Below are 17,272 nucleotides of genomic sequence, written 5' to 3' on the forward strand. Positions count from 1 at the left end.
GAAGGTGTGATCCTGATCGAGCCGGATCAGACGATCTCCTACGCGAACGCCGCCGCCGTGATGATGCATGGGGTTGCCGATGCCGACGATCTCGGCGCCACCGTGTCGGAGTACCGCACGAACTTCAAGTTGCACTACCGCAATCACCGGGAGATCGGCCCGCTACAACATCCCCTTGACCGGGTGCTTGCCGGCGAGGTGTTCCGCGACGTCGTGGTGGAGCTAGTCCCAACCCGGGATCCGTCACACAAGTGGATGCACCGTATCCGTAGCTTGGTGACCACGGATGCGGATGGCACGCCGACGGGTCTTGCCTTGGTCATGCAAGATGTGAGCGAACGCTACCAGGCCGAGGCTCGGTTCGAGCGCATGTTCAACGCCAACCCGGCCCCAGCGATCATCTGCCGGATCAGCGATCTGCGCTTCGTGCGGGTCAACCATGGTTTCCTCGACCTCACCGGCTACCATCATGATGACGTGCTCGGTCGGACCTTCTGCGAAATCGATCTGCTGCGCGAGGCCGAGCGTCGCGTGATGGCGATCCATCGCCTGCACGCGGGCCACACGATTCCGCAGATGGAGGCGCAACTTGCCACGCCTTGCGGGAAGGGCCGCTATGTGATCGTGGCCGGACACGCCATCGAGATGCCGGGCCCGGGCGGCATCGAGCTGTGCATGCTGTTCACCTTCGCTGACCTGGAGGATCGCCGTAAAGCCGAGATGTCGCTGCGCCACAGCGAGGAGCGCTTCGCCAAGGCGTTCGATCTCTCGCCCGTGCCGAGCGCGCTGATGAGTGCGGACGGATTGGAGATTACCAGCGTCAACCAAGCCTTCGTCACCGCGTTCGGGCATGCCCCCGAGGCCGCGGATGGCCAATCGCTCACGGACCTTGCGCTCTGGGTCGATCGCGCCGAGCAGCGCAAGTTCTCACGCGATCTCAAGCGGCTCGGCAGCGTCCGAGGCTTCGAGGCCGTGTTGCAGGATGCGGCAGGCGCCGAGATCGACTGCTTCATCTCGGCCGAGAAGGTGATCATCAACGGTGAGGCCTGCGTGCTGTGCGTCCTGCAGGACATTACCGCCCGCAAGCGCTCGGAACGCGAACTGATCACCGCGATCGAGGCGGTTATGGCTGACGCGTCGTGGTTCAGCCATGGGGTGATCGACAAGCTGGCGACCCTACGCAACCCGACCCGTTCCGGCCGGCCGTCGGTCGGGGTCGAGAACTTGACGATTCGGGAGCGGGACATGCTCACGCGGATCTGTCAGGGGGCCACCGATCAGGAGATCGGGACCGAGCTGAAGCTGTCGCCGAATACGGTGCGCAATCACGTCTCGGCGCTCTATCGCAAGCTCGGGGTCAACCGCCGCAGCGCCGTGGTGGTGTGGGCGCAAGAGCGTGGGATCGGCCCGAACACCCGGCACCTACGCTAAGGCGGAAGAAAACCGTGACGGAACTACCAAGTCGGTTTGGTACAAATATACTTTATGTAAATCGTCGGAACTTCGAGTAGAATTCCTTATTACGCAGTGGTAGCTCTGCTCATGCGGGCATCTCGGAAGATCATCCCCCTGGGTTGATATGAGGAGATCCGCGTGGCCGGGCGTCGGAAGGTGCTCTCTCCCGACCACACCCGGACACTGATCAAGGAAGCCATCGGCATCATCGAGGGTAACCACGCGATCCAGGCGGAAGCCGCCGCCGAGATCGCCGCCATTGAAGCTGCCCACGACACGTCGAACCCCAAGCCAAGACCAAAGCGCACGACCCGCAGGTGATGCCGGGTCGTGAGCGAACACGCGGGTCGCAACCACAGCGTCCGCTTGCCGTCGGCGAGCCCGCAGCCGCACGCCCCCGACCCACCCCTTACGAAGTGGAACTGGACCATGTCGCTCCTCGCCTGGATCGTGCTCGGCCTGATCGCCGGCTTCATCGGCAGCAAGATCGTCAACAACACCGGTCAGGGGCTCGTCGTCGACATCCTGCTCGGCGTGGTCGGTGCCGTCGTCGGCGGCTTCCTGTTCAACCAGTTCGGCCAGCCCGGGGTGTCCGGGGTGAACCTTTACAGTTTGCTCGTCGCCATCGTCGGCGCCGTGGTGGTGCTGTGGCTCTACCACGCCCTGGTCGGCCGCCGGCGGGTCCTCTAACCCAGCACGATCCGCTTCCGGCCCCTGGGCCGAAGATCGCCCCCCTCCTTCCAACGAAAGCGTACCGACCATGGCGTTGACGCCCGACACCAGCCGTCCGGCCTATGACCGCGACCTACCGACCACCAGCTTGGCCACCCCGGCCGAGGACATGCGCACGATGGCGCTGCACTCGGTCTCTTGGGGAGCGGTCATCGCCGGTGCGGTGATTGCGCTCGTCGCCCAGGTCATCCTGAACATGGTCGGGCTCGGCATCGGCCTCTCGACGGTCGACCCGGCCGGCAATGGCACGCCCACCGCCGGGTCGCTCTCGTCCGGCGCCGGCATCTGGTTCGTGATCTCCGGCATTCTCGCAGCCACCGCCGGCGGCTGGCTCGCCGGGCGGCTCTCGGGGAAGCCCGCCAACACCACCACTGCCTACCATGGGCTGCTCGCCTGGGCGGTCTCGACGCTGGTCGTCGTGTACCTGCTGTCCTCGGCGGTGGGCGGCATCGTCAGCGGCGCGTCGAGCGCGGTGTCGAGCACGCTTGGCGGTGCCGGCAACCTGGTCGGTGGTTCAGTGAAGACTGCGGCACAGGCCGCTGCCCCGTCGCTGCCGGGCATGGACAACCCGTTCTCGAACATCGAGGGCCAGATCCGTGGCACGACCGGCAACGATCCGGAGGCCCTGAAGAACGCTGCCGTCAGCGCGATGCGCGCTGCCGTGACCGGTGATGCCGCCCAACAGAAAGATGCGCAGGAGAAGGCTGCCCAGACTCTCGCCAAGGCACAGGGCATCCCGGTCGAGCAGGCCCGGACCCAGGTCCAGCAGTACACCCAGCAGTTCAACGACACGGTCGCGAAGACCAAGGAGCAGGCCAAGCAGGCGGCCGATGCCGCCGCACGGGTCGGCTCGCAGGGTGCGCTCTACGGTGCCCTGGCCCTGATCCTTGGTGCGCTGTCGGCCTTCTTCGCCGGGCGTGGTGCCGCCGTCGACCCGGTGCTCACTCGCACCGCCCCCGCCGTTACGACCCAGCGTCGGGTCTGACGGTGAGCGACCCCGCCGCCATCGAGCCGCGTCTCCTCGGGACGCAGGACAAGTTGGCGGCGGAGGTCGCCATCGGTGAGAGCGTAACGCTCCCGCTGATCGCCGAGACCGCCCGCATCGACAAGCGGGCGGTGGAGACCGGTCGGGTTCGGGTCTCGACCCGCACCGAGACCATCGACCAGGTCCTGCGCGAGACCCTGCGCAGCGATCACGTCGGGGTTACCCGGGTGCCGATCAACCGGACCCTAACTGAGGGCGAGACGCCCCCGGTGGTCCGCGAGGAGAACGGGGTGACCATCATCCCGGTCCTGGAAGAGATCCTCGTCGTCGAGAAGCGCCTCGTCCTGAAGGAGGAGGTGCACGTCCGCCGGACGACGGCGGGTGAGGACGTCGAGATGCCGGTGACGCTGCGCAGACAGCACGCCGTGATCGAACGCGTGTCCCCAGAGGGGCACGTCACGGCCCTGGCTTCAGCACAAGAATCGGAGATCGAACCATGACCCAGACCATCACCGCCATGTACGACACCTACCCCGAGGCTACCGCTGCCAAGGCGAAGCTCGTTGCCCTTGGCATTCCCGAGGTTGGGGTTCGGATACTGTCCGGCAGCAAGGCCGGTACTGCCGCCGTCACGACCCAGGAGGAAGGCATGTGGGGCTCGCTGAAGGAGTTCTTCATGCCTGAGGAGGATCGCCACCTCCACGCCGAGGGCCTGCACCGGGGCGGGACCATGCTGACCGCGACCGTCGAGGACGGATACGCAGAGCGGACCTACGACATCCTGGAGGAGCACGGCTCGATCGACATGGATGAGCGTGAGGCCTCCTGGCGCAAGGAGGGCTGGACCGGGCAGGCGACCGGCGCGCCGGCCATCGCTACCACCCCGACAGCCGCGACCGGCACCACCGGCCTTCATGCGACGGGAACGACCGAAGCCGTTGCGGCGGACGGGAGCGCTCGGGGTACGGAGTACATCCCGGTGGTCGAGGAGCGGCTGAACGTCGGCAAGCGCATGGTCGACAGCGGCCGTGTCCGGGTCCGGTCCTACGCGGCCGAGAAGGCCGTGAGCGAGAACGTCACCTTGCGGGACGAGACCGTGCACGTCGACCGGCGCGTGGTCGATCGGGCAGTGACCCCGGGCGATATGGCGTTGTTCGAGGACAAGGTGATCGAAGCCACCGAGATGCGTGAGGAGGCGGTGGTCTCGAAGGAAGCCCGTGTCGTCGGCGAGGTCGGTATCCGCAAGGATGCGGCCCAGCGCGTCGAGACCATCACCGACAAGGTACGCCACACCGAGGTCGAGGTCACCGACAAGCGCGGCAACGTCGAGCGTACCGGCACTGCCGGCACCCTCCCGCACAAGCCGGTCTGAGCCTCGTCACGGGGGCGGCCGCCGGCCGTCCCCGTCCCGCGTCGACGCATGCACTCGTCATCGGACGCAACCGCCATGATCCCGTTCCGCATCCTTGGCCTGGCAGCCCTCGCGGCCCTGCCGACCGTGACCGCTCACGCCCGCGATCTCGGCGTCTCCGAGGAGGCGCTACGGTCGGCCTGCACCGGTGATTACCTCAGGCTTTGCGCCGGCATCGATCCGAACGGCGACCACGTCGAGGCCTGCTTCCGAGCCAAGATGGCAAGGGTCTCCGAAGCCTGCCGCAGTGCCATCGCCGGATACCGCGTCCTGGAAACCACCAACGAACGGCGCGCGCAGTCGCGGTGAGCGCCCAACCCACCACGAGGAGACGATGATGGACGACGGCTTTCCTTCGATGACCGCCCTGCTCGGGCTGCTCGCCGTGGCGGGCTACCAGAACAAGGACAAGATCGCCGAGATGCTGAAGGGCGCCTCCGACGCCAACCCCTCCGGCACTACGCCCGGCCAACCGGGCCTTGGCGGCATACTGGGCAACCTCGGCGGCGTCGGCGCCGGTGGACTGCTCGGTGGGGGCCTCGGCCAGCTTATCGAGCATTTCCGTGGCAACGGTCACGGCGAGGCTGCGGATTCATGGATCCGGCAGGGCCGGAACACCGAGATCCCGGCCGAGCATATGCATTCCGCCCTCGGCCCCGACCTGCTCGCGACCCTGACGAAGCAGACCGGCCTTTCGAGCGACGAACTCCTTTCCAGGCTCTCCCGGGAGCTTCCCTCGGCGGTGGATCGCTACACCCCCGACGGCAGGCTGCCCGCCCATTGAGGCGTTGCACCTGAGGACATCCTGCATGCCGGTCGGGATCCCTCCCATCCGGACGCGCCGGTCGACATGACCGCAACGAGCACCGTGACGGTGCCACCCGAGGAACCCATTATGGCCAAGACCGCGCACGCTGAGGCTGCCAAGCACCACGAGGCCGCCGCCAAGTCGCACAAGACCGCCGCCGAGCACCATGAGAAGGGCGACGAGACCGCCGCCGCCAAGCACTCGAAGGAGGCCCACGGCCACTCCGAGAAGGCACACGAGAGCTCGACCAAGGCCCACGGCAAGAGCGCCAAGAAGTAACAGCCCCCATCCAACCACCGGACGCGCATCCCGCGCGCCCGGCCTCAACCTGGAAGAAGGATCATGGACGGGAACCGCCTCACCGGCGTGGCGAAGGAATTCGGCGGCAAGGTCCAGGGCGCCGTCAGCGACGTCACCGGCGACCACGATACAAAGGCCAAGGGCGCCGCCAACGAGGCCAAGGGCAACGTCGAGCACCTGTACGGGCAGGCCAAGGACGCTGTGCGCGACGTAGCCGACCAGGCTTCCGACCTTGCGCAGGGTGCCATGAAGCAGCGTCGCGACGCCATCCCCGACGCCGAGCGCGCCTGCCGACAGAGCGCCGACACGGTGACGACCTACGCCAAGGAGTCCCCGCTGATGATGGCCACGATGGCGGGCGCGCTCGGCTACCTCCTCGCGATGGTCGTTCACGGACGCCGCTAGGTCAGGCCCCCATCCGCATCACCCCGCAGGTCCGGACAGCACCAGTAACGATCCCACCTAACCTGTGGGTCAGCCACCCATTGCCGATGGCCCAATGCATCTGCTTCCAACCTTTGCCGTTTCGAAGGGAACCGGCGGAAATCTAACCTTTTCTGACATTATGACCGCCAAGCTGACTGAGTTCAGGCCCTCAGGACCTAGAATGGCCTGCCACTTGGCCCTGTTCTGATGCCGTCAGAGGATGTCTGAGAGCGTCCGCGATATTCTGTGGGATGTCTTGGCCTTGAACCGGCAAGTCTTGACTAAGGACTTCAGTTCAGGCCACTGCGCGCTACTCAGCATCGTTCCTCCTGCATCAGAGAAACGATATCGCTGATCAAGCCAATCCGTTCTGGCGACGATAGACTTCAGTTCGCCGTGACCCGGTCGAGATTGTTGGGCAGAGGCCGCGATCAATGCAAGGAAAGAAGAGTCGCCGGGAGACGCTCGGCGCCTTCCATCGCGCTTACAGCTGGCAATCGCTTCCGCTGCAACACTATCAATTACCGCGGCGACAGCGTTAAGTACCGCCACGAGATCGGCTGCCGTCCCTTATAGCACATGGACGGCGTCATCCAAGCCTTCGCGCCATTCGAGTGTGAAGCAGCGCGTTAAGGTCGGTCGCCCTGCCCGGTGTACTGGCGGGCGCTACGATGGGAGTTCGATAAGTAAGGATCTGTTAAGTCCCATCCTACGGGAGTTGGACGTTTTGCCGCGGCGCTTAGCAACGAAGATCCAGTTTCGCTCCTTTTATGTTCAGTCACAAGCGGATCCGTCGCCGGTACATACCAATTTATCTTTTGATGATTTCGGGTAGATACGATAAAGGTTGCTAATTTAAGACTTTATTAGGCGTCCAGATTTCACTTTAGGCAATAGAGGTAGCCTTTCAGGACCGACGCCCCTTCCCGAACAATCAGCGTCGTCCGTGGGATTGTCACACGCGCACGCTTAGCTCGGGTGCGTCGTATCACGAAGTCAAGCCGAGCAGCCCTTCACGAACAGAGCTTTGCCGCATGCGCTCGAACCTCTCCCTCAAGGTTGCACTGCCCGCCGCCTTTAGCCTTGTTGCCTTGATCTGCGTGGGTCAAAGCGTTCTATTTATCCACAAGGCCGCCGGTTTTCGTCACGGCGTCACGCGGGTCGCAACCAACTGGCTCCCTTCGCTCGCTGCCATGAACGAGATTACGGGCGAGGCGTCCGACTTCGGGATCAAGCAGCTGAGTCACCGCACCTGCTCTGATATCACCTTTCGGCTTGCTGAGAATGAGGCACAGCTCACTGTCACCCATGCCAAGCTCGCGACCGCCCGCAAGGCCTTTGAACCACCGATATTCCCGGCCAAGCAGCATGCGCTGTACGAGGCTTTCTCTGCTACCTGGACGGGGGCGACCGCGAGCCAGGTGTTGGCCAAGGCCTCGGAGCTATCACCCCAGGTTGAGCCCCTCACCGCCGAGGTTGAGCACTTACTCGTCACCACCCGGGCCGCATAAGATAGCAATGGCCGAGATCCTCCCCTTCACCGGGCAGCTGAGTCGCGAGGGCGCAGAGCGTCTCACGACCGCCCTGGCGCAAGCCTTCGCCAGCGGAGCCGACCTCGGCTCGCGCCGGTCACACATCCGCGCGCTCGGCCTCTCGCTTGGATCCCTTGTCGAAGCCCTGCGCGCCGAACTCGATCGACTCGACGACTGCCTGGCGGGTACTTTCCTATCATCGTCCGGCTATCCTGAGTTCCGCGCGCTACTCGCCGATTTCGAGCGCTTCGCCGACCTAGCCAGTGCCTACCGTGCCGCCGACACGCCCGACGCGCTCGACCGCCCGGTATCGTGATCCTAATTCCCCCCCCCGATCTCGGAGTTAGACGGTGTCCGATTCCCTTGCCTCGCTCGACGAGGAAGCCCGCCTGCGGGCGCTCGCCGCGCTGGCTGCGCACGACTGGCTTAACGCGTCCCCTGATCCGGCACTCGCCCACATCGTCGAACTTGTCGCACGCTTGTTGGGCGCGCCTGCCGCCTTCGTTTCGCTCGTCGATAAAGATCGGCAGGTGTTCCATGCCAAAGTTGGCATCGGCTTGTGCGAGACCACCCGGGACATCGCGTTTTGCGACCGGACCATCGCGCAGGACGGCGTTCTTGTGGTGCTGGATGCTTCGCGTGATCCACGGTTTAGAGACAATCCACTCGTCACCGGCGAGCCGTTCATCCGCTTCTATGCGGGAGCACCGCTACGCACCGCCGACGGCCATGCCATTGGTACGCTCTGCCTCGCTGGCTCCGAGGCACGCACCGACTTTACCGAGGCCGACCGGCGCACCCTGTCCGACCTCGCCCGCCTTGCGCTTGATCGGCTGGAGTTGCGCCGGCTCGAAGTTGCCCGCTGTGCCCTGCAAGCTCGGTTCGAGCACATGGCAGCGACCTCGCCCGATGCAATCATCTGCGCGGATAGCTGCGGGCAGATCACCGTCTGGAGCGCGGCGGCCGAGCGTCTGTTTGGATATACGGTACCTGAGGCATTGGACCGGCCCGTTGCCCTGATTTTACCCGAGAGGATGCGCGGAGGTAACGAGGGTGACCTGCGTCGGATGGCGAGCTCCGACGGTAGTCTGAGCGGGCGCACAGTCGAACTGATTGCCTGCCATCGGAACGGGGATGAGTTCCCAATCGAGTTGTCGCTGTCGACGTGGTGCGAGGAGGGAAAGCCCGCCTTTGGCGCGATCGTCCGTGATGTGCGACAGCGCCGTGTCGTCGAAGACCGTCTGTTCCGTCTTGCGCACCTCGATCCGCTGACCGAGTTGCCGAACCGCGCCGTCCTGCGCGGTCGGATCGAGGCGGCGATCTCGGGCGGGCGGGCGGCTGCCGTCCTGATGATCGACCTCGACGGGTTTAAAGAGATCAACGATGCACACGGCCATAGCGTGGGGGATGCCGTGTTGCAGACCGCCGCTAGGCGTCTACGCATTACCGTTAGTCCAGACAGTATTGCAGCTCGGTTCGGTGGAGACGAGTTCGCTGTTGTGCTGCCGGGCGTCGGCGACCCGGTTGCGGCTGTCGGCACGGCTGAGGCGGCGATCGCTGCGCTCTCCGAGCCGTATGATATCGAGGGCTTGGTCCTGCGTGTTGGCGCTAGCGTCGGCGTCGCGCTCAGCCCGGCCCACGGCGCGCGTGAGGAGGATCTGGTGATCTGCGCCGATGCCGCCCTGTACCGCGCCAAGGCGGACGGACGCGGACGCTGCCGCCTCTTCACGCCCGATATGCGCGAGGCCGCCCAGCGCGATCGAGCCTGTCGCGACGGATTGCGCAGAGCGGTCGAGCGCGGTGAGTTCGTGCTGCACTACCAGCCCCAGGTACGCCTCTCCGACGGCGCACTCACAGGTGCCGAGGCCTTGATCCGGTGGCAACACCCCGAGTTGGGCTTGCTGGCGCCAGCCGCGTTCCTAACCGTCCTTGACGAGGGACCAGACGCTGCTCGGATCGGTGATTGGGTACTGCGCACCGCCTGCGCCCAAGCTCGGGCGTGGCGCGACGGCGGTCTACCATCGTTCCGGATCGGGGTGAATTTATGCGTAGCCCAGTTCCGCCGCGGGGATCTTGTCGAACGCGTCGCTTCAGTGCTCACCGAAACCGGCCTGCCAGCGAGCGCATTGGAATTGGAAATTACCGAGACGATCATCCTACGAAACGATCCGGGTGTGGTCACTGCGCTACGGGACTTGCGCAGGTTGGATGTCGGGATCGCCTTCGATGATTATGGCACGGGATACGCCTCGCTCAGCCTGCTCAAAAGATTCCCTCTGACACGCCTCAAGATCGACCGCAGCTTCGTCAACGGGCTGTGCGAAGACCCGCGGGATGCAGCAGTCGTGCGGGCAGTCATCGAGCTGAGCCGCAGCTTCAACCTGGAGGTGATCGCCGAGGGGATTGAGACCGACGAGCAGCGCCGCCGCTTGCTGGCCAAGGGATGTCAAGAAGCTCAAGGCTACCTCTTCGGAAGGCCGATGGCAGCGGCTGCGTTCGCGGCACACTATGGTGTGGGCAATTGTCGTGCCGACGGCCGGTCAGGAAGTCGTCTTGGCGTTTAGCGAGGCGGCAGAGAACTGAAGCTCGAAGCAATCAGACATATGAAAGCTGGTTATACTTATTATTAGATTTAATAAATTGATCTTATTATTGGTAACCCGGCCGGACACACTGTAGGCTTGTCGTCGTATATTTTTAGATTGGTATCTTTGCTTCCTAACGCGCCCCCTTTAGAGGATGCCAACGTGCCTGAGCATCTTCGATCGCAAGCCACAGCTTCATCAGTGTGGCCAGTTCGCCGATCTCTTTTTGCGACAAATCTTCAAGAAAAGCGTCAGAGGTATGTGCAAAGCTTGAGCGATCGCTTCGAGTCGAAATCTGAGATATTTGGACATGCTCAAATCGCAAATTCGTAAGACAACTGCTTTTCTCCGAAATCCGAAACTTAAAACATCATCATTTGATGAGGCCTAAAATGGCTGTTTGTGTTGCAATATCAGGAACGATAGCAACCTAACGAGTCTCGCGAGAATTCAAGTGGAGGTAATTTCGATTAAAGCCGCAAAAGGCTTCAAGGCGCGCGACATCTGGAATGTCTACTCGGCCGCGTTTCAGCCTGATCAAGTCTTGGTCGCGCAAATCGCGCAGCATGCGGTTGAGATGTACGACTGTAATCCCGAACGCGTCAGCGAGTTCGTTTTGCGTCATCTGTAGCTCGTAGTTGCTCGCCGTCGCACGACCGATAGCCTGCATGCGGACCAGCAATTCGCAGAAGAAATGCGCTACCATCTTAATCGCTGAACGCTGGCCCATGCTGGTCATCCACTCCCGCATGATCCCCTTGTCCACGAGGGTGGCCCACCAGAAGGCGTTGGCGATTTGAGCACTGGTTGTGATCAGGTCGAGGATCGTCGCGCGAGGGATCGACGCCACCTCGCAGGGGGTGAAAGTGCCGATGCTGTGATCGCGCTGCGCCAGGATCGTCACATGGAGGTCGCAGAAATCACCAGGTAGCAGCAGGCCCAGGATCTGGCGCTTGCCATCGGGCAGGATTTTGTAGCGATACGCGAGGCCTTCCACCACGAGCAGCACAGCCTCAGGGCGGTCCCCCTCACGGCTGAGATCGTAGTCTGCCTCGACCTGCCAAGTCGTGTCCGAGAGTGACTGGAGCGCGACTCTGTCGGCCTCATCAAGATCGCATGCGTGTTCGAGCTTCTGAATAAGCACGTTCGGAGCTGCACGTGGCCTTTGCGGGAACGGTTTCGTGTCATCCAAGCGAAGTAAGCTCTGCAACGTCCCGAGTTCGGTCACGCTTTTTGGTGCTGTCGCAGCCATCGCGTTGCCTCCTCCAGCGTGGCGAAGATCGGCGCTGAGATCCCGAAAAGCCGTCCGAAGGCCGCCTCGACGAACCAGCCCTTGCCCATTTCGTGGCCCGGGGTATCGAGGCGCACCAACACCGCGATCAGCAAGCCGTTGGCCAGGACCAGTCGCCCTTCGCAATCTGGGCTGCTAGTGTCGACCATGATCGGCTGCAGCACGAGCAACGTCTCGACGTTGTCTCGCGCATCCATGTCTAACCTCCGCGGAGCTGATTCAGCCATGGCTCGCTCCGGCGCGCGCCCCAACGGGTGTTCTTGAGATGGAGATAGTTCGGCGTGAACCGGCAGAACGCCTTCAGTCTCTCAACATCGTGGATCGTCAGAACGCGCTGTTTGATCGTAATCAGGCCGAGATCACGAAGCTCTCTCAGCGTGCGGTGCACGTGAACGGCAGAGAGGCCCATTGCATCCGCAAGCTCCACCTGTGTGAACGGGAAGGCGTAGCTGTCGTTCGTGACCTTCCCGACAGCATCGAGCCGGACCAGCAGTTCGCAGAGGAGATGAGCGAGACGCTGGTCCGGTGTACGGCCACCAAGATTGACCAACCACTCGCGCAGGACCGCCTCATCGACGAGGGCGCACCACCAGAAGGCCCGAGTTATCTGGGGGTGAGACCCGGTGATCTCGTCGACTGCCCGACGCGGTATGTCGACGACCTGGCACGCGGAGATCGTGCCGATGTTGTGGTCCATCTGATCGAGGATGAACACATTCAGATTGCAGAAATCCCCTGGGACCATCAGGGCCATGATCTGGCGTTTGCCATCCGGCAGGACCTTGTAGCGGCAAGCGAGGCCGTCGAGGATTAGATGAACGTTCTCCGGTTCGTCACCCTCTTGGATCAGATCGACTCGTGCACCGACCTGCCGGATGCGTGGCACCAGACCCTCCAGGGCCTGTCGATCTTCATCCGACAGGGCCTCGAAGCATTCCAGCTTTCGGGTCAGTGCATGCTGCATCACGCCTCGACGTATGTATGGATATCGGGAGCGTATATCAAAAAATACCTCTAGGATTTCATCATTTGATGACTTAAGAACCCGCAGCGCATAAATTTTACTTTCTGATCAATCCTGTCAGCATTCAGAAATTCTTCGATGAGGAGCTGAATGTTCCGCAATGGTTGATAAATCACACTTTTGATGTATTTTCCTTCCTCTCAATCTGATACTGGTAGGTCCTGGCGAACGTGGGCGAAAAATCGCTTCCGCCTGATTGTGCGGAGTGCTGAATGCTTCGGTATTATTTTCACGTCTACGACGACGATAATAGCTCGGACGATGAGGGTGTTGAATTCGTGAACATGCGAGCCGCTGGTGTTGAGGCATTTCGTTTCGCCGGGGATCTCTTTAAGGCTAAGGCAGAGCAGATGCTAAGCGGAGAACCGTGGCACATGGAGGTCAAAGATCAGCAGGGTCTCGTAATTATACGGCTCGATCTTAAGCTGAGCGGTTTTCTCCTGGACGCATCTGCTTCATAGTCAGGTGTTATTATGTGCTCCTTGTGTTGGGCGCTACCCCTGTCGCCCCGATCTGACGGCGGATGTCGTTGCTGCCGTAGCTCTTGTCAGCCAGCATGAGCTGGCAGGTCGGCGAGCGCTTCAAGAGTTGCGCTCCCGCCTTGCAGCCCGACACCTGATATAGATAAAGGCATCGCGCTCTCCTTCGAAAACGCGCAATCGAATCAGATTGCGCGCCTCACCGCTACCCGCGACTCAATCCGAACAGGAATAACTCCAGCGACCCTGAAGCGGAGAAGACGGTCGAGCTCTATCCGTAGCGGGGGATGTGAATATGTCGGTCACGCGCCCTGATGTCGTGGTCGGCCGTACAGGGGCGCCTCAATGCTTCGCGCCTATGACGCGTCGTCGATCATGTGGCGATGACAACGCGCGCATGCGGCGAGGCTGCAGTTCGGAAACGTCCAGGAGAACTTTCGCCCCCTGAATAGCGGAGAGTGTTACGGGACTGGCCCCCTGCCACCGCGCCTCGTACTCCAGCATATCTAATTGCTCGATCATCGCCCGAACCGCTTGGTCACTTTGCCCGGTCGGAAATCTGCTCAGCAGATCGATCAACATGTCCATGTGCCGGCACGCGGCCGGGGGGAGACCACTCAGCGCCATATTGATCGTCCTGTACCGCCCCGTGAGCAGGGATCTTGCCAGGATGCTCCGGGGTGGACGCTCTCATTTGATGATTGGCGTGTCACACTCTCCGCATCACCGTAGCATCTTGCCTACCACCCGAGCCCGAGGGCGCGGGTGTCCTCGCTAGGCTCGGCGGTACGTATGTGCTCAATCACTGCTCTCAGGGCGGGAAGGGCTGCCGCGCGGGTCTCGGCCAATCTCGCCTCCGTCATGTCGTGTGGTTCGGCGAAAGCAGCGGACGCCCCCAGCGCTACGTCGATTGCCATCGAAAGGTGGCAGGATGTAAATCCGCTGCCAGCACTTTCTCGTTCCTGTCGGAGCGGAGGTTCATCACCGGCGGCTTGGACTGACGCTTGAGACGAATGATAGTCGCGCTCACCTGATTCCAGCGTATCAAGATGGCCTCAGGCAGCCGCCTGTGAAGCTTGGCGTACCTTGCGGGTCGCTTGATCGACCTGCTCGCTCGCTCGGGCGATGTCCTCCATGCCGCTGGCGATCGTCGTTGCCCCATGCGCGGCCGTTTGCATGCTGCCTGACATCTCCCGAGTCACCGCGGATTGTTCCTCGACCGCAGCGGCGATGGCACCTGACACCTCATCAAGCGAGCGGATTGTCGCCTGGATCGTACGCCTCCGGTGAGGGCCGCGGTCGAGGGCATCGCGCTCTGCGCTAAAGCCTGACATTAATGCTGGCGTTAAGGTCGGCGGGTCGGGGTGATGCGGGTCGAACTCCTGGAGAATGCCGAACGGCGGCGGCGCTGGTCGTTCGATGACAAGGCGCGGATCGTCGAAGCCTCGTACGAGGCCGGCGTGTCGGTGTGTTCGGTGGCCCGCCGGCACGGGATCGCCCAAGGCCTGCTGTTCACGTAGCGGCGTCAGGCGCGGGAGGGCCGTTTGGGCGGGGACGCGCAGGCCCCGGTCCTCGTGCCCGTCGCGATCGCCCCGGAGCCGTTACGTCCTGTTCCCGCTGCACAGTCGGATGATCCGCGTGCTCCAGCGCCGCCGCGCCGGCTTCGTCGCAAGAGCGGCGTCCTCGAGATCGATCTCGGCGGCGGTCGGCGTCTTACGGTCGACCGGGACGTCGACGCCGGAGCTCTGCGTCGGGTGCTCGATGCCCTGGAGGGCCGATGATCCCGCTGCCAGCTAACGTGCGGGTCTGGCTGGCGACCGGCCACACCGACATGCGCAAGGGCTTTTCCAGCTTGGGGATGATCGTCCAGGAGACGCTGAAGCGCGATCCCCACTCCGGGCACCTGTTCGTGTTCCGCGGCCGGCGCGGCGACCTGATCAAGGTGATCTGGCACGATGGCCAGGGCGCGTGCCTGCACACCAAGCGGCTCGACCGCGGTCGTTTCCTGTGGCCGTCCGCGGCGGACGGAGCCGTGACGATCTCGACGGCGCAGCTCGGCTACCTGCTCTCGGGCATCGACTGGTGGATGCCGCAGGAGAGCTGGCGTCCGAGTGCGGTCGGATGAGGATAACGCGTTAAAAAGCCTGAGCAATATGCTCTTCTCTCGGGCGTGCCGAACGCGTCCGAGCCCCCGCCGCTTCCCACCGATCTCGCTGCCGCCCACGCTATGATCCTGGCCGAGCGGGCGGCGCGGCTCGTGTCCGAGATCGCGGTCGAACGGCTGAAGCTGGAGGTTGCCCGGCTGCGGCGGGAGCGCTTCGGGGCCTCCTCGGAACGCAGCGCCCGGATCGACCAGCTCGAACTGACGCTGGAGGATCTGGAGGAGACGCTGGCCGAGACGGACGCGCAGGCGGTTGTCGAGCCCGATGCGCTCCCCGGTGAAGCTTCCTCGCGGCGCAAGCCCGCTCGTCGACCTCTCCCCGAGCACCTGCCGCGCGAGCGCGTCGTCTGCAGTCGCCATGGGCCGAACGCGTGCGACGAGTCACGCGACCGATCCGCAGACCTGTTCTACTACGGCAGAGCGGCGATCGCGGCCTACTTGATGCGCGGGGTAATCACCATCACGTCGCCAAGTACTGAGCGCCTATCGCCTGCACCGCCTGCATGAAACGTTCGCGGGCAGCGGGATCGGCCCCGCCGAGGTAGGTCTGTACAAGCGTAAGCAACGTTAAGACCTGTTGATCCAGCATCAATGGACCGTAGAACTCTGATGCCGGCACACCGAGGGCGTCAGCTATCCGGCGCAGGTTCCGTTTCATCGTCGCGTCGCCGTCCATCGCGATCTGGGCTCTAACATCGTCGCCCATGCGCGCTTCCTCCGCCCTATCCGGCTCTTCCGCGGACGCAGGATGAGCTGTCTGACCTGCTTTTAGCCCATCGGCCGCCCTCGACACACAACCACAAAATGAAAACTTTGTCATTTTTGCGCGCACGGAGTACGGATTGGTTTGGCACAGTCCGGCTGCCCGCATACGAGATGGCAAGATGGATCGGCGGTTGCACAGTTCAGTGGCCACGTCCGGGGGGATCGGTGGGTCGCACGAGCGACTGCACGCTGCCCTCGAAGCCTCCTGCGTCGTCGGTACCTGGGATCTGGATCACGTGCGCCAAGTCATCGTCTACGACGTCGGTGCAGCGCAGCTGCTGACCGGAGATCCGGACCTCGCCGAGAAAGAGCTTACCGGGCCGATCTCTATTGCGGCTGTGCATCCTGCCGACCATGCTTGGCTGATTGATCATGTTGGAGAGGTGACCCGGGAGGGTGGCCTATTCCTGGTTGAGTACCGTGTCCTAGCTGACGACGGGGCCGTTCGATGGCTCCTCAGCCGTGGGCGCACCTATCTATCTGAAGCCGGGGACCCCTTGCGCACGTGCGGGATCCTGATCGACATCACCGAGATGCACGATGGCGACGACCGCTACGTCGTCAGCGGTTCTGGTGTAAGCGACGACCTGCTGGAGCGAGCGATTGATCTCGCCCTAGCACTTAAGAAGACACTCGGCCCCGACATGCCCGCTGGGGTTCGCGCGGCGACGGATTTACTATTGATCAGCCTAGGGCAGACGCTCGCCCGGATCGGACGTCATTGAGCGACTACCAACAGCAGACACAACCAAAGTCCGGGAAGGGTCGGAAGCTGAATGACCCGCTTGGGTGGATTTGCGACGATCCGCTTTGGGGCGGTAGATGCATCGAAGCAGACATGGCCGCAGGGACCGCTCTCGATCCGGTGCGGACGTTCGAGGTAGGAACCAAGCGTCAGATTTTGATCACTAGGGGTCTAAAGCACGCCGACGTCACACGTCGACGAGGAACGCCAGGAAGCGACGCTGACCGCCGACGCCATCGGCGAGGTCATGGCGCGCGCACTGGAAGTGCCGTACCGGACGCTGATCTGCACCGCCAAACGGGACTCCGACTGTTCGTCAGGCCGTCGGCACCTTGCCGGTCCTAAGCAGTCACACCTGCGCCGCGCCGGACCGTGCCAACATCCAGCCGGGGTATCCCCGTGCCAGGGAACCCGCCTCATCCAGGGCGGCCACTGGCCTGACCGGCTGGCTTTGGACCGGGCTGATTGAGAGGATCAGCCAGGACCAAAGGAGTTGGACATGCGGCGAGGCCAGAAGACGAACGCGGAGCAGGTCGTGCTCAAGCTGCGTCAGATTGAGGTGCAGACGGCCCA

24 protein-coding genes and 1 pseudogene are annotated in these 17,272 nt (G+C 63.1%); 18 read left to right on the forward strand and 7 right to left on the reverse strand.

The annotated features are described in order from the left end of the window. The 13 genes from MKK64_RS03495 to MKK64_RS03555 form a co-directional block, all read left to right on the forward strand. Positions 1–1,431 (forward strand): helix-turn-helix transcriptional regulator (locus MKK64_RS03495; RefSeq protein WP_243932257.1); only part of this gene is annotated, 1,431 nt, incomplete at its 5' end. A gap of 162 nt (positions 1,432–1,593) precedes the next feature. Then, positions 1,594–1,776, forward strand: a complete 183-nt coding sequence (locus MKK64_RS03500; RefSeq protein ID WP_243932258.1) for a hypothetical protein — start codon at positions 1,594–1,596, stop codon at positions 1,774–1,776. 108 nt (positions 1,777–1,884) lie between these two features. Next, positions 1,885–2,145, forward strand: a complete 261-nt coding sequence (locus tag MKK64_RS03505; RefSeq protein ID WP_243932259.1) for a GlsB/YeaQ/YmgE family stress response membrane protein — start codon at positions 1,885–1,887, stop codon at positions 2,143–2,145. Between the two features lie 70 nt (positions 2,146–2,215). Then, positions 2,216–3,172: a PhnA-like protein gene (locus MKK64_RS03510; RefSeq protein ID WP_243932260.1), complete on the forward strand. Its 957-nt coding sequence runs from the start codon at positions 2,216–2,218 to the stop codon at positions 3,170–3,172. A 2-nt stretch (positions 3,173–3,174) separates the two neighbouring features. Further along, on the forward strand, positions 3,175–3,672 hold the full coding sequence (locus MKK64_RS03515) for a YsnF/AvaK domain-containing protein (protein ID WP_243932261.1): 498 nt from the start codon (positions 3,175–3,177) through the stop codon (positions 3,670–3,672). Then, a complete protein-coding gene (locus MKK64_RS28035; RefSeq protein ID WP_279593014.1) occupies positions 3,669–4,544 on the forward strand; it encodes a YsnF/AvaK domain-containing protein in 876 nt (291 codons plus the stop codon). The genes MKK64_RS03515 and MKK64_RS28035 overlap by 4 nt, the downstream gene beginning before the upstream one ends. Positions 4,545–4,619: 75 nt before the next feature. After that, positions 4,620–4,892 carry a hypothetical protein gene (locus tag MKK64_RS03525; RefSeq protein WP_243932262.1) on the forward strand — a complete coding sequence of 91 codons (273 nt, stop codon included), beginning with the start codon at positions 4,620–4,622 and terminating at the stop codon, positions 4,890–4,892. A gap of 28 nt (positions 4,893–4,920) precedes the next feature. After that, entirely contained in the window at positions 4,921–5,367 is a 447-nt protein-coding gene (locus MKK64_RS03530; protein WP_243932279.1) for a YidB family protein, read from the forward strand. A gap of 111 nt (positions 5,368–5,478) precedes the next feature. After that, positions 5,479–5,670, forward strand: coding sequence for a hypothetical protein (locus MKK64_RS03535; RefSeq protein WP_147726154.1), 192 nt, complete (start codon positions 5,479–5,481; stop codon positions 5,668–5,670). 63 nt (positions 5,671–5,733) lie between these two features. Further along, on the forward strand, positions 5,734–6,096 hold the full coding sequence (locus tag MKK64_RS03540) for a CsbD family protein (protein WP_243932263.1): 363 nt from the start codon (positions 5,734–5,736) through the stop codon (positions 6,094–6,096). 1,055 nt (positions 6,097–7,151) lie between these two features. Continuing rightward, complete coding sequence (locus tag MKK64_RS03545; protein ID WP_243932264.1) at positions 7,152–7,628, forward strand: hypothetical protein; 477 nt, start codon at positions 7,152–7,154, stop codon at positions 7,626–7,628. 7 nt (positions 7,629–7,635) lie between these two features. Then, complete coding sequence (locus MKK64_RS03550) at positions 7,636–7,965, forward strand: hypothetical protein (protein ID WP_243932265.1); 330 nt, start codon at positions 7,636–7,638, stop codon at positions 7,963–7,965. 34 nt (positions 7,966–7,999) lie between these two features. Then, positions 8,000–10,213, forward strand: coding sequence for a putative bifunctional diguanylate cyclase/phosphodiesterase (locus MKK64_RS03555; protein ID WP_243932266.1), 2,214 nt, complete (start codon positions 8,000–8,002; stop codon positions 10,211–10,213). A 451-nt stretch (positions 10,214–10,664) separates the two neighbouring features. Here MKK64_RS03555 and MKK64_RS03560 read toward each other — a convergent pair whose 3' ends face one another. The 3 genes from MKK64_RS03560 to MKK64_RS03570 are packed head-to-tail and all read right to left on the reverse strand — an operon-like array spanning position 10,665 to position 12,489. After that, entirely contained in the window at positions 10,665–11,486 is an 822-nt protein-coding gene (locus tag MKK64_RS03560) for a Crp/Fnr family transcriptional regulator (protein WP_243932267.1), read from the reverse strand. Continuing rightward, positions 11,459–11,722, reverse strand: coding sequence for a hypothetical protein (locus MKK64_RS03565; protein ID WP_243932268.1), 264 nt, complete (start codon positions 11,720–11,722; stop codon positions 11,459–11,461). Before MKK64_RS03565 ends, MKK64_RS03560 begins: the two co-directional genes overlap by 28 nt. 2 nt (positions 11,723–11,724) lie before the next feature. Then, a complete protein-coding gene (locus MKK64_RS03570) occupies positions 11,725–12,489 on the reverse strand; it encodes a Crp/Fnr family transcriptional regulator (protein ID WP_243932269.1) in 765 nt (254 codons plus the stop codon). Between the two features lie 272 nt (positions 12,490–12,761). Between MKK64_RS03570 and MKK64_RS03575 the strand changes: the two genes are divergently transcribed. Further along, positions 12,762–13,010: a DUF6894 family protein gene (locus MKK64_RS03575; protein ID WP_243932270.1), complete on the forward strand. Its 249-nt coding sequence runs from the start codon at positions 12,762–12,764 to the stop codon at positions 13,008–13,010. A gap of 360 nt (positions 13,011–13,370) precedes the next feature. On the opposite strand, the gene MKK64_RS03585 is transcribed toward MKK64_RS03575, so the two are convergent. Then, the gene (locus MKK64_RS03585; protein WP_243932271.1) at positions 13,371–13,616 is read right to left on the reverse strand and encodes a hypothetical protein; all 246 of its coding nucleotides are present in this window, start codon (positions 13,614–13,616) and stop codon (positions 13,371–13,373) included. A 467-nt stretch (positions 13,617–14,083) separates the two neighbouring features. Further along, positions 14,084–14,305, reverse strand: a pseudogene (locus MKK64_RS03590) (chemotaxis protein); the annotation flags it as partial. Between the two features lie 90 nt (positions 14,306–14,395). Between MKK64_RS03590 and MKK64_RS03595 the strand changes: the two are divergent. The 3 genes from MKK64_RS03595 to MKK64_RS03605 all read left to right on the forward strand — a co-directional run bounded on the left by MKK64_RS03595 (position 14,396) and on the right by MKK64_RS03605 (position 15,696). Next, positions 14,396–14,548: a transposase gene (locus MKK64_RS03595; RefSeq protein WP_243932272.1), complete on the forward strand. Its 153-nt coding sequence runs from the start codon at positions 14,396–14,398 to the stop codon at positions 14,546–14,548. Positions 14,549–14,805: 257 nt separating this feature from the next. After that, the gene (tnpB, locus tag MKK64_RS03600) at positions 14,806–15,153 is read left to right on the forward strand and encodes an IS66 family insertion sequence element accessory protein TnpB (RefSeq protein WP_243932273.1); all 348 of its coding nucleotides are present in this window, start codon (positions 14,806–14,808) and stop codon (positions 15,151–15,153) included. A 102-nt stretch (positions 15,154–15,255) separates the two neighbouring features. Next, complete coding sequence (locus tag MKK64_RS03605) at positions 15,256–15,696, forward strand: transposase (RefSeq protein WP_243932274.1); 441 nt, start codon at positions 15,256–15,258, stop codon at positions 15,694–15,696. Here MKK64_RS03605 and MKK64_RS03610 read toward each other — a convergent pair. Continuing rightward, complete coding sequence (locus MKK64_RS03610; RefSeq protein ID WP_243932275.1) at positions 15,650–15,895, reverse strand: hypothetical protein; 246 nt, start codon at positions 15,893–15,895, stop codon at positions 15,650–15,652. The genes MKK64_RS03605 and MKK64_RS03610 overlap by 47 nt on opposite strands. Before the next feature lie 295 nt (positions 15,896–16,190). Here MKK64_RS03610 and MKK64_RS03615 point away from each other — a divergent pair, with 295 nt between their 5' ends. Then, on the forward strand, positions 16,191–16,679 hold the full coding sequence (locus MKK64_RS03615; RefSeq protein ID WP_243932276.1) for a PAS domain-containing protein: 489 nt from the start codon (positions 16,191–16,193) through the stop codon (positions 16,677–16,679). A gap of 369 nt (positions 16,680–17,048) precedes the next feature. Here the strand turns inward: MKK64_RS03615 and MKK64_RS03620 are convergent. After that, the coding region (locus MKK64_RS03620; protein WP_243932277.1) for a hypothetical protein at positions 17,049–17,272 on the reverse strand (224 nt) is incomplete at its 5' end.

Origin of the sequence: Methylobacterium sp. E-025, assembly GCF_022829705.1 — a bacterium.
GTDB lineage: Bacteria > Pseudomonadota > Alphaproteobacteria > Rhizobiales > Beijerinckiaceae > Methylobacterium.

What these genes read in the sequence shown, in the direction of transcription:
- MKK64_RS03505 (WP_243932259.1), top strand. Translation starts at nt 1,885, where the DNA reads ATGTCGCTCCTCGCCTGGATCGTGCTCGGCCTGATCGCCGGCTTCATC.
- MKK64_RS03510 (WP_243932260.1), top strand. Translation starts at nt 2,216, where the DNA reads ATGGCGTTGACGCCCGACACCAGCCGTCCGGCCTATGACCGCGACCTA.
- MKK64_RS28035 (WP_279593014.1), top strand. Translation starts at nt 3,669, where the DNA reads ATGACCCAGACCATCACCGCCATGTACGACACCTACCCCGAGGCTACC.
- MKK64_RS03525 (WP_243932262.1), top strand. Translation starts at nt 4,620, where the DNA reads ATGATCCCGTTCCGCATCCTTGGCCTGGCAGCCCTCGCGGCCCTGCCG.
- MKK64_RS03530 (WP_243932279.1), top strand. Translation starts at nt 4,921, where the DNA reads ATGGACGACGGCTTTCCTTCGATGACCGCCCTGCTCGGGCTGCTCGCC.
- MKK64_RS03535 (WP_147726154.1), top strand. Translation starts at nt 5,479, where the DNA reads ATGGCCAAGACCGCGCACGCTGAGGCTGCCAAGCACCACGAGGCCGCC.
- MKK64_RS03540 (WP_243932263.1), top strand. Translation starts at nt 5,734, where the DNA reads ATGGACGGGAACCGCCTCACCGGCGTGGCGAAGGAATTCGGCGGCAAG.
- MKK64_RS03545 (WP_243932264.1), top strand. Translation starts at nt 7,152, where the DNA reads ATGCGCTCGAACCTCTCCCTCAAGGTTGCACTGCCCGCCGCCTTTAGC.
- MKK64_RS03550 (WP_243932265.1), top strand. Translation starts at nt 7,636, where the DNA reads ATGGCCGAGATCCTCCCCTTCACCGGGCAGCTGAGTCGCGAGGGCGCA.
- MKK64_RS03560 (WP_243932267.1), bottom strand. Translation starts at nt 11,486, where the DNA reads ATGGCTGCGACAGCACCAAAAAGCGTGACCGAACTCGGGACGTTGCAG.
- MKK64_RS03565 (WP_243932268.1), bottom strand. Translation starts at nt 11,722, where the DNA reads ATGGATGCGCGAGACAACGTCGAGACGTTGCTCGTGCTGCAGCCGATC.
- MKK64_RS03570 (WP_243932269.1), bottom strand. Translation starts at nt 12,489, where the DNA reads ATGCAGCATGCACTGACCCGAAAGCTGGAATGCTTCGAGGCCCTGTCG.
- MKK64_RS03575 (WP_243932270.1), top strand. Translation starts at nt 12,762, where the DNA reads ATGCTTCGGTATTATTTTCACGTCTACGACGACGATAATAGCTCGGAC.
- MKK64_RS03585 (WP_243932271.1), bottom strand. Translation starts at nt 13,616, where the DNA reads ATGGACATGTTGATCGATCTGCTGAGCAGATTTCCGACCGGGCAAAGT.
- MKK64_RS03595 (WP_243932272.1), top strand. Translation starts at nt 14,396, where the DNA reads ATGCGGGTCGAACTCCTGGAGAATGCCGAACGGCGGCGGCGCTGGTCG.
- tnpB (WP_243932273.1), top strand. Translation starts at nt 14,806, where the DNA reads ATGATCCCGCTGCCAGCTAACGTGCGGGTCTGGCTGGCGACCGGCCAC.
- MKK64_RS03605 (WP_243932274.1), top strand. Translation starts at nt 15,256, where the DNA reads ATGATCCTGGCCGAGCGGGCGGCGCGGCTCGTGTCCGAGATCGCGGTC.
- MKK64_RS03610 (WP_243932275.1), bottom strand. Translation starts at nt 15,895, where the DNA reads ATGGGCGACGATGTTAGAGCCCAGATCGCGATGGACGGCGACGCGACG.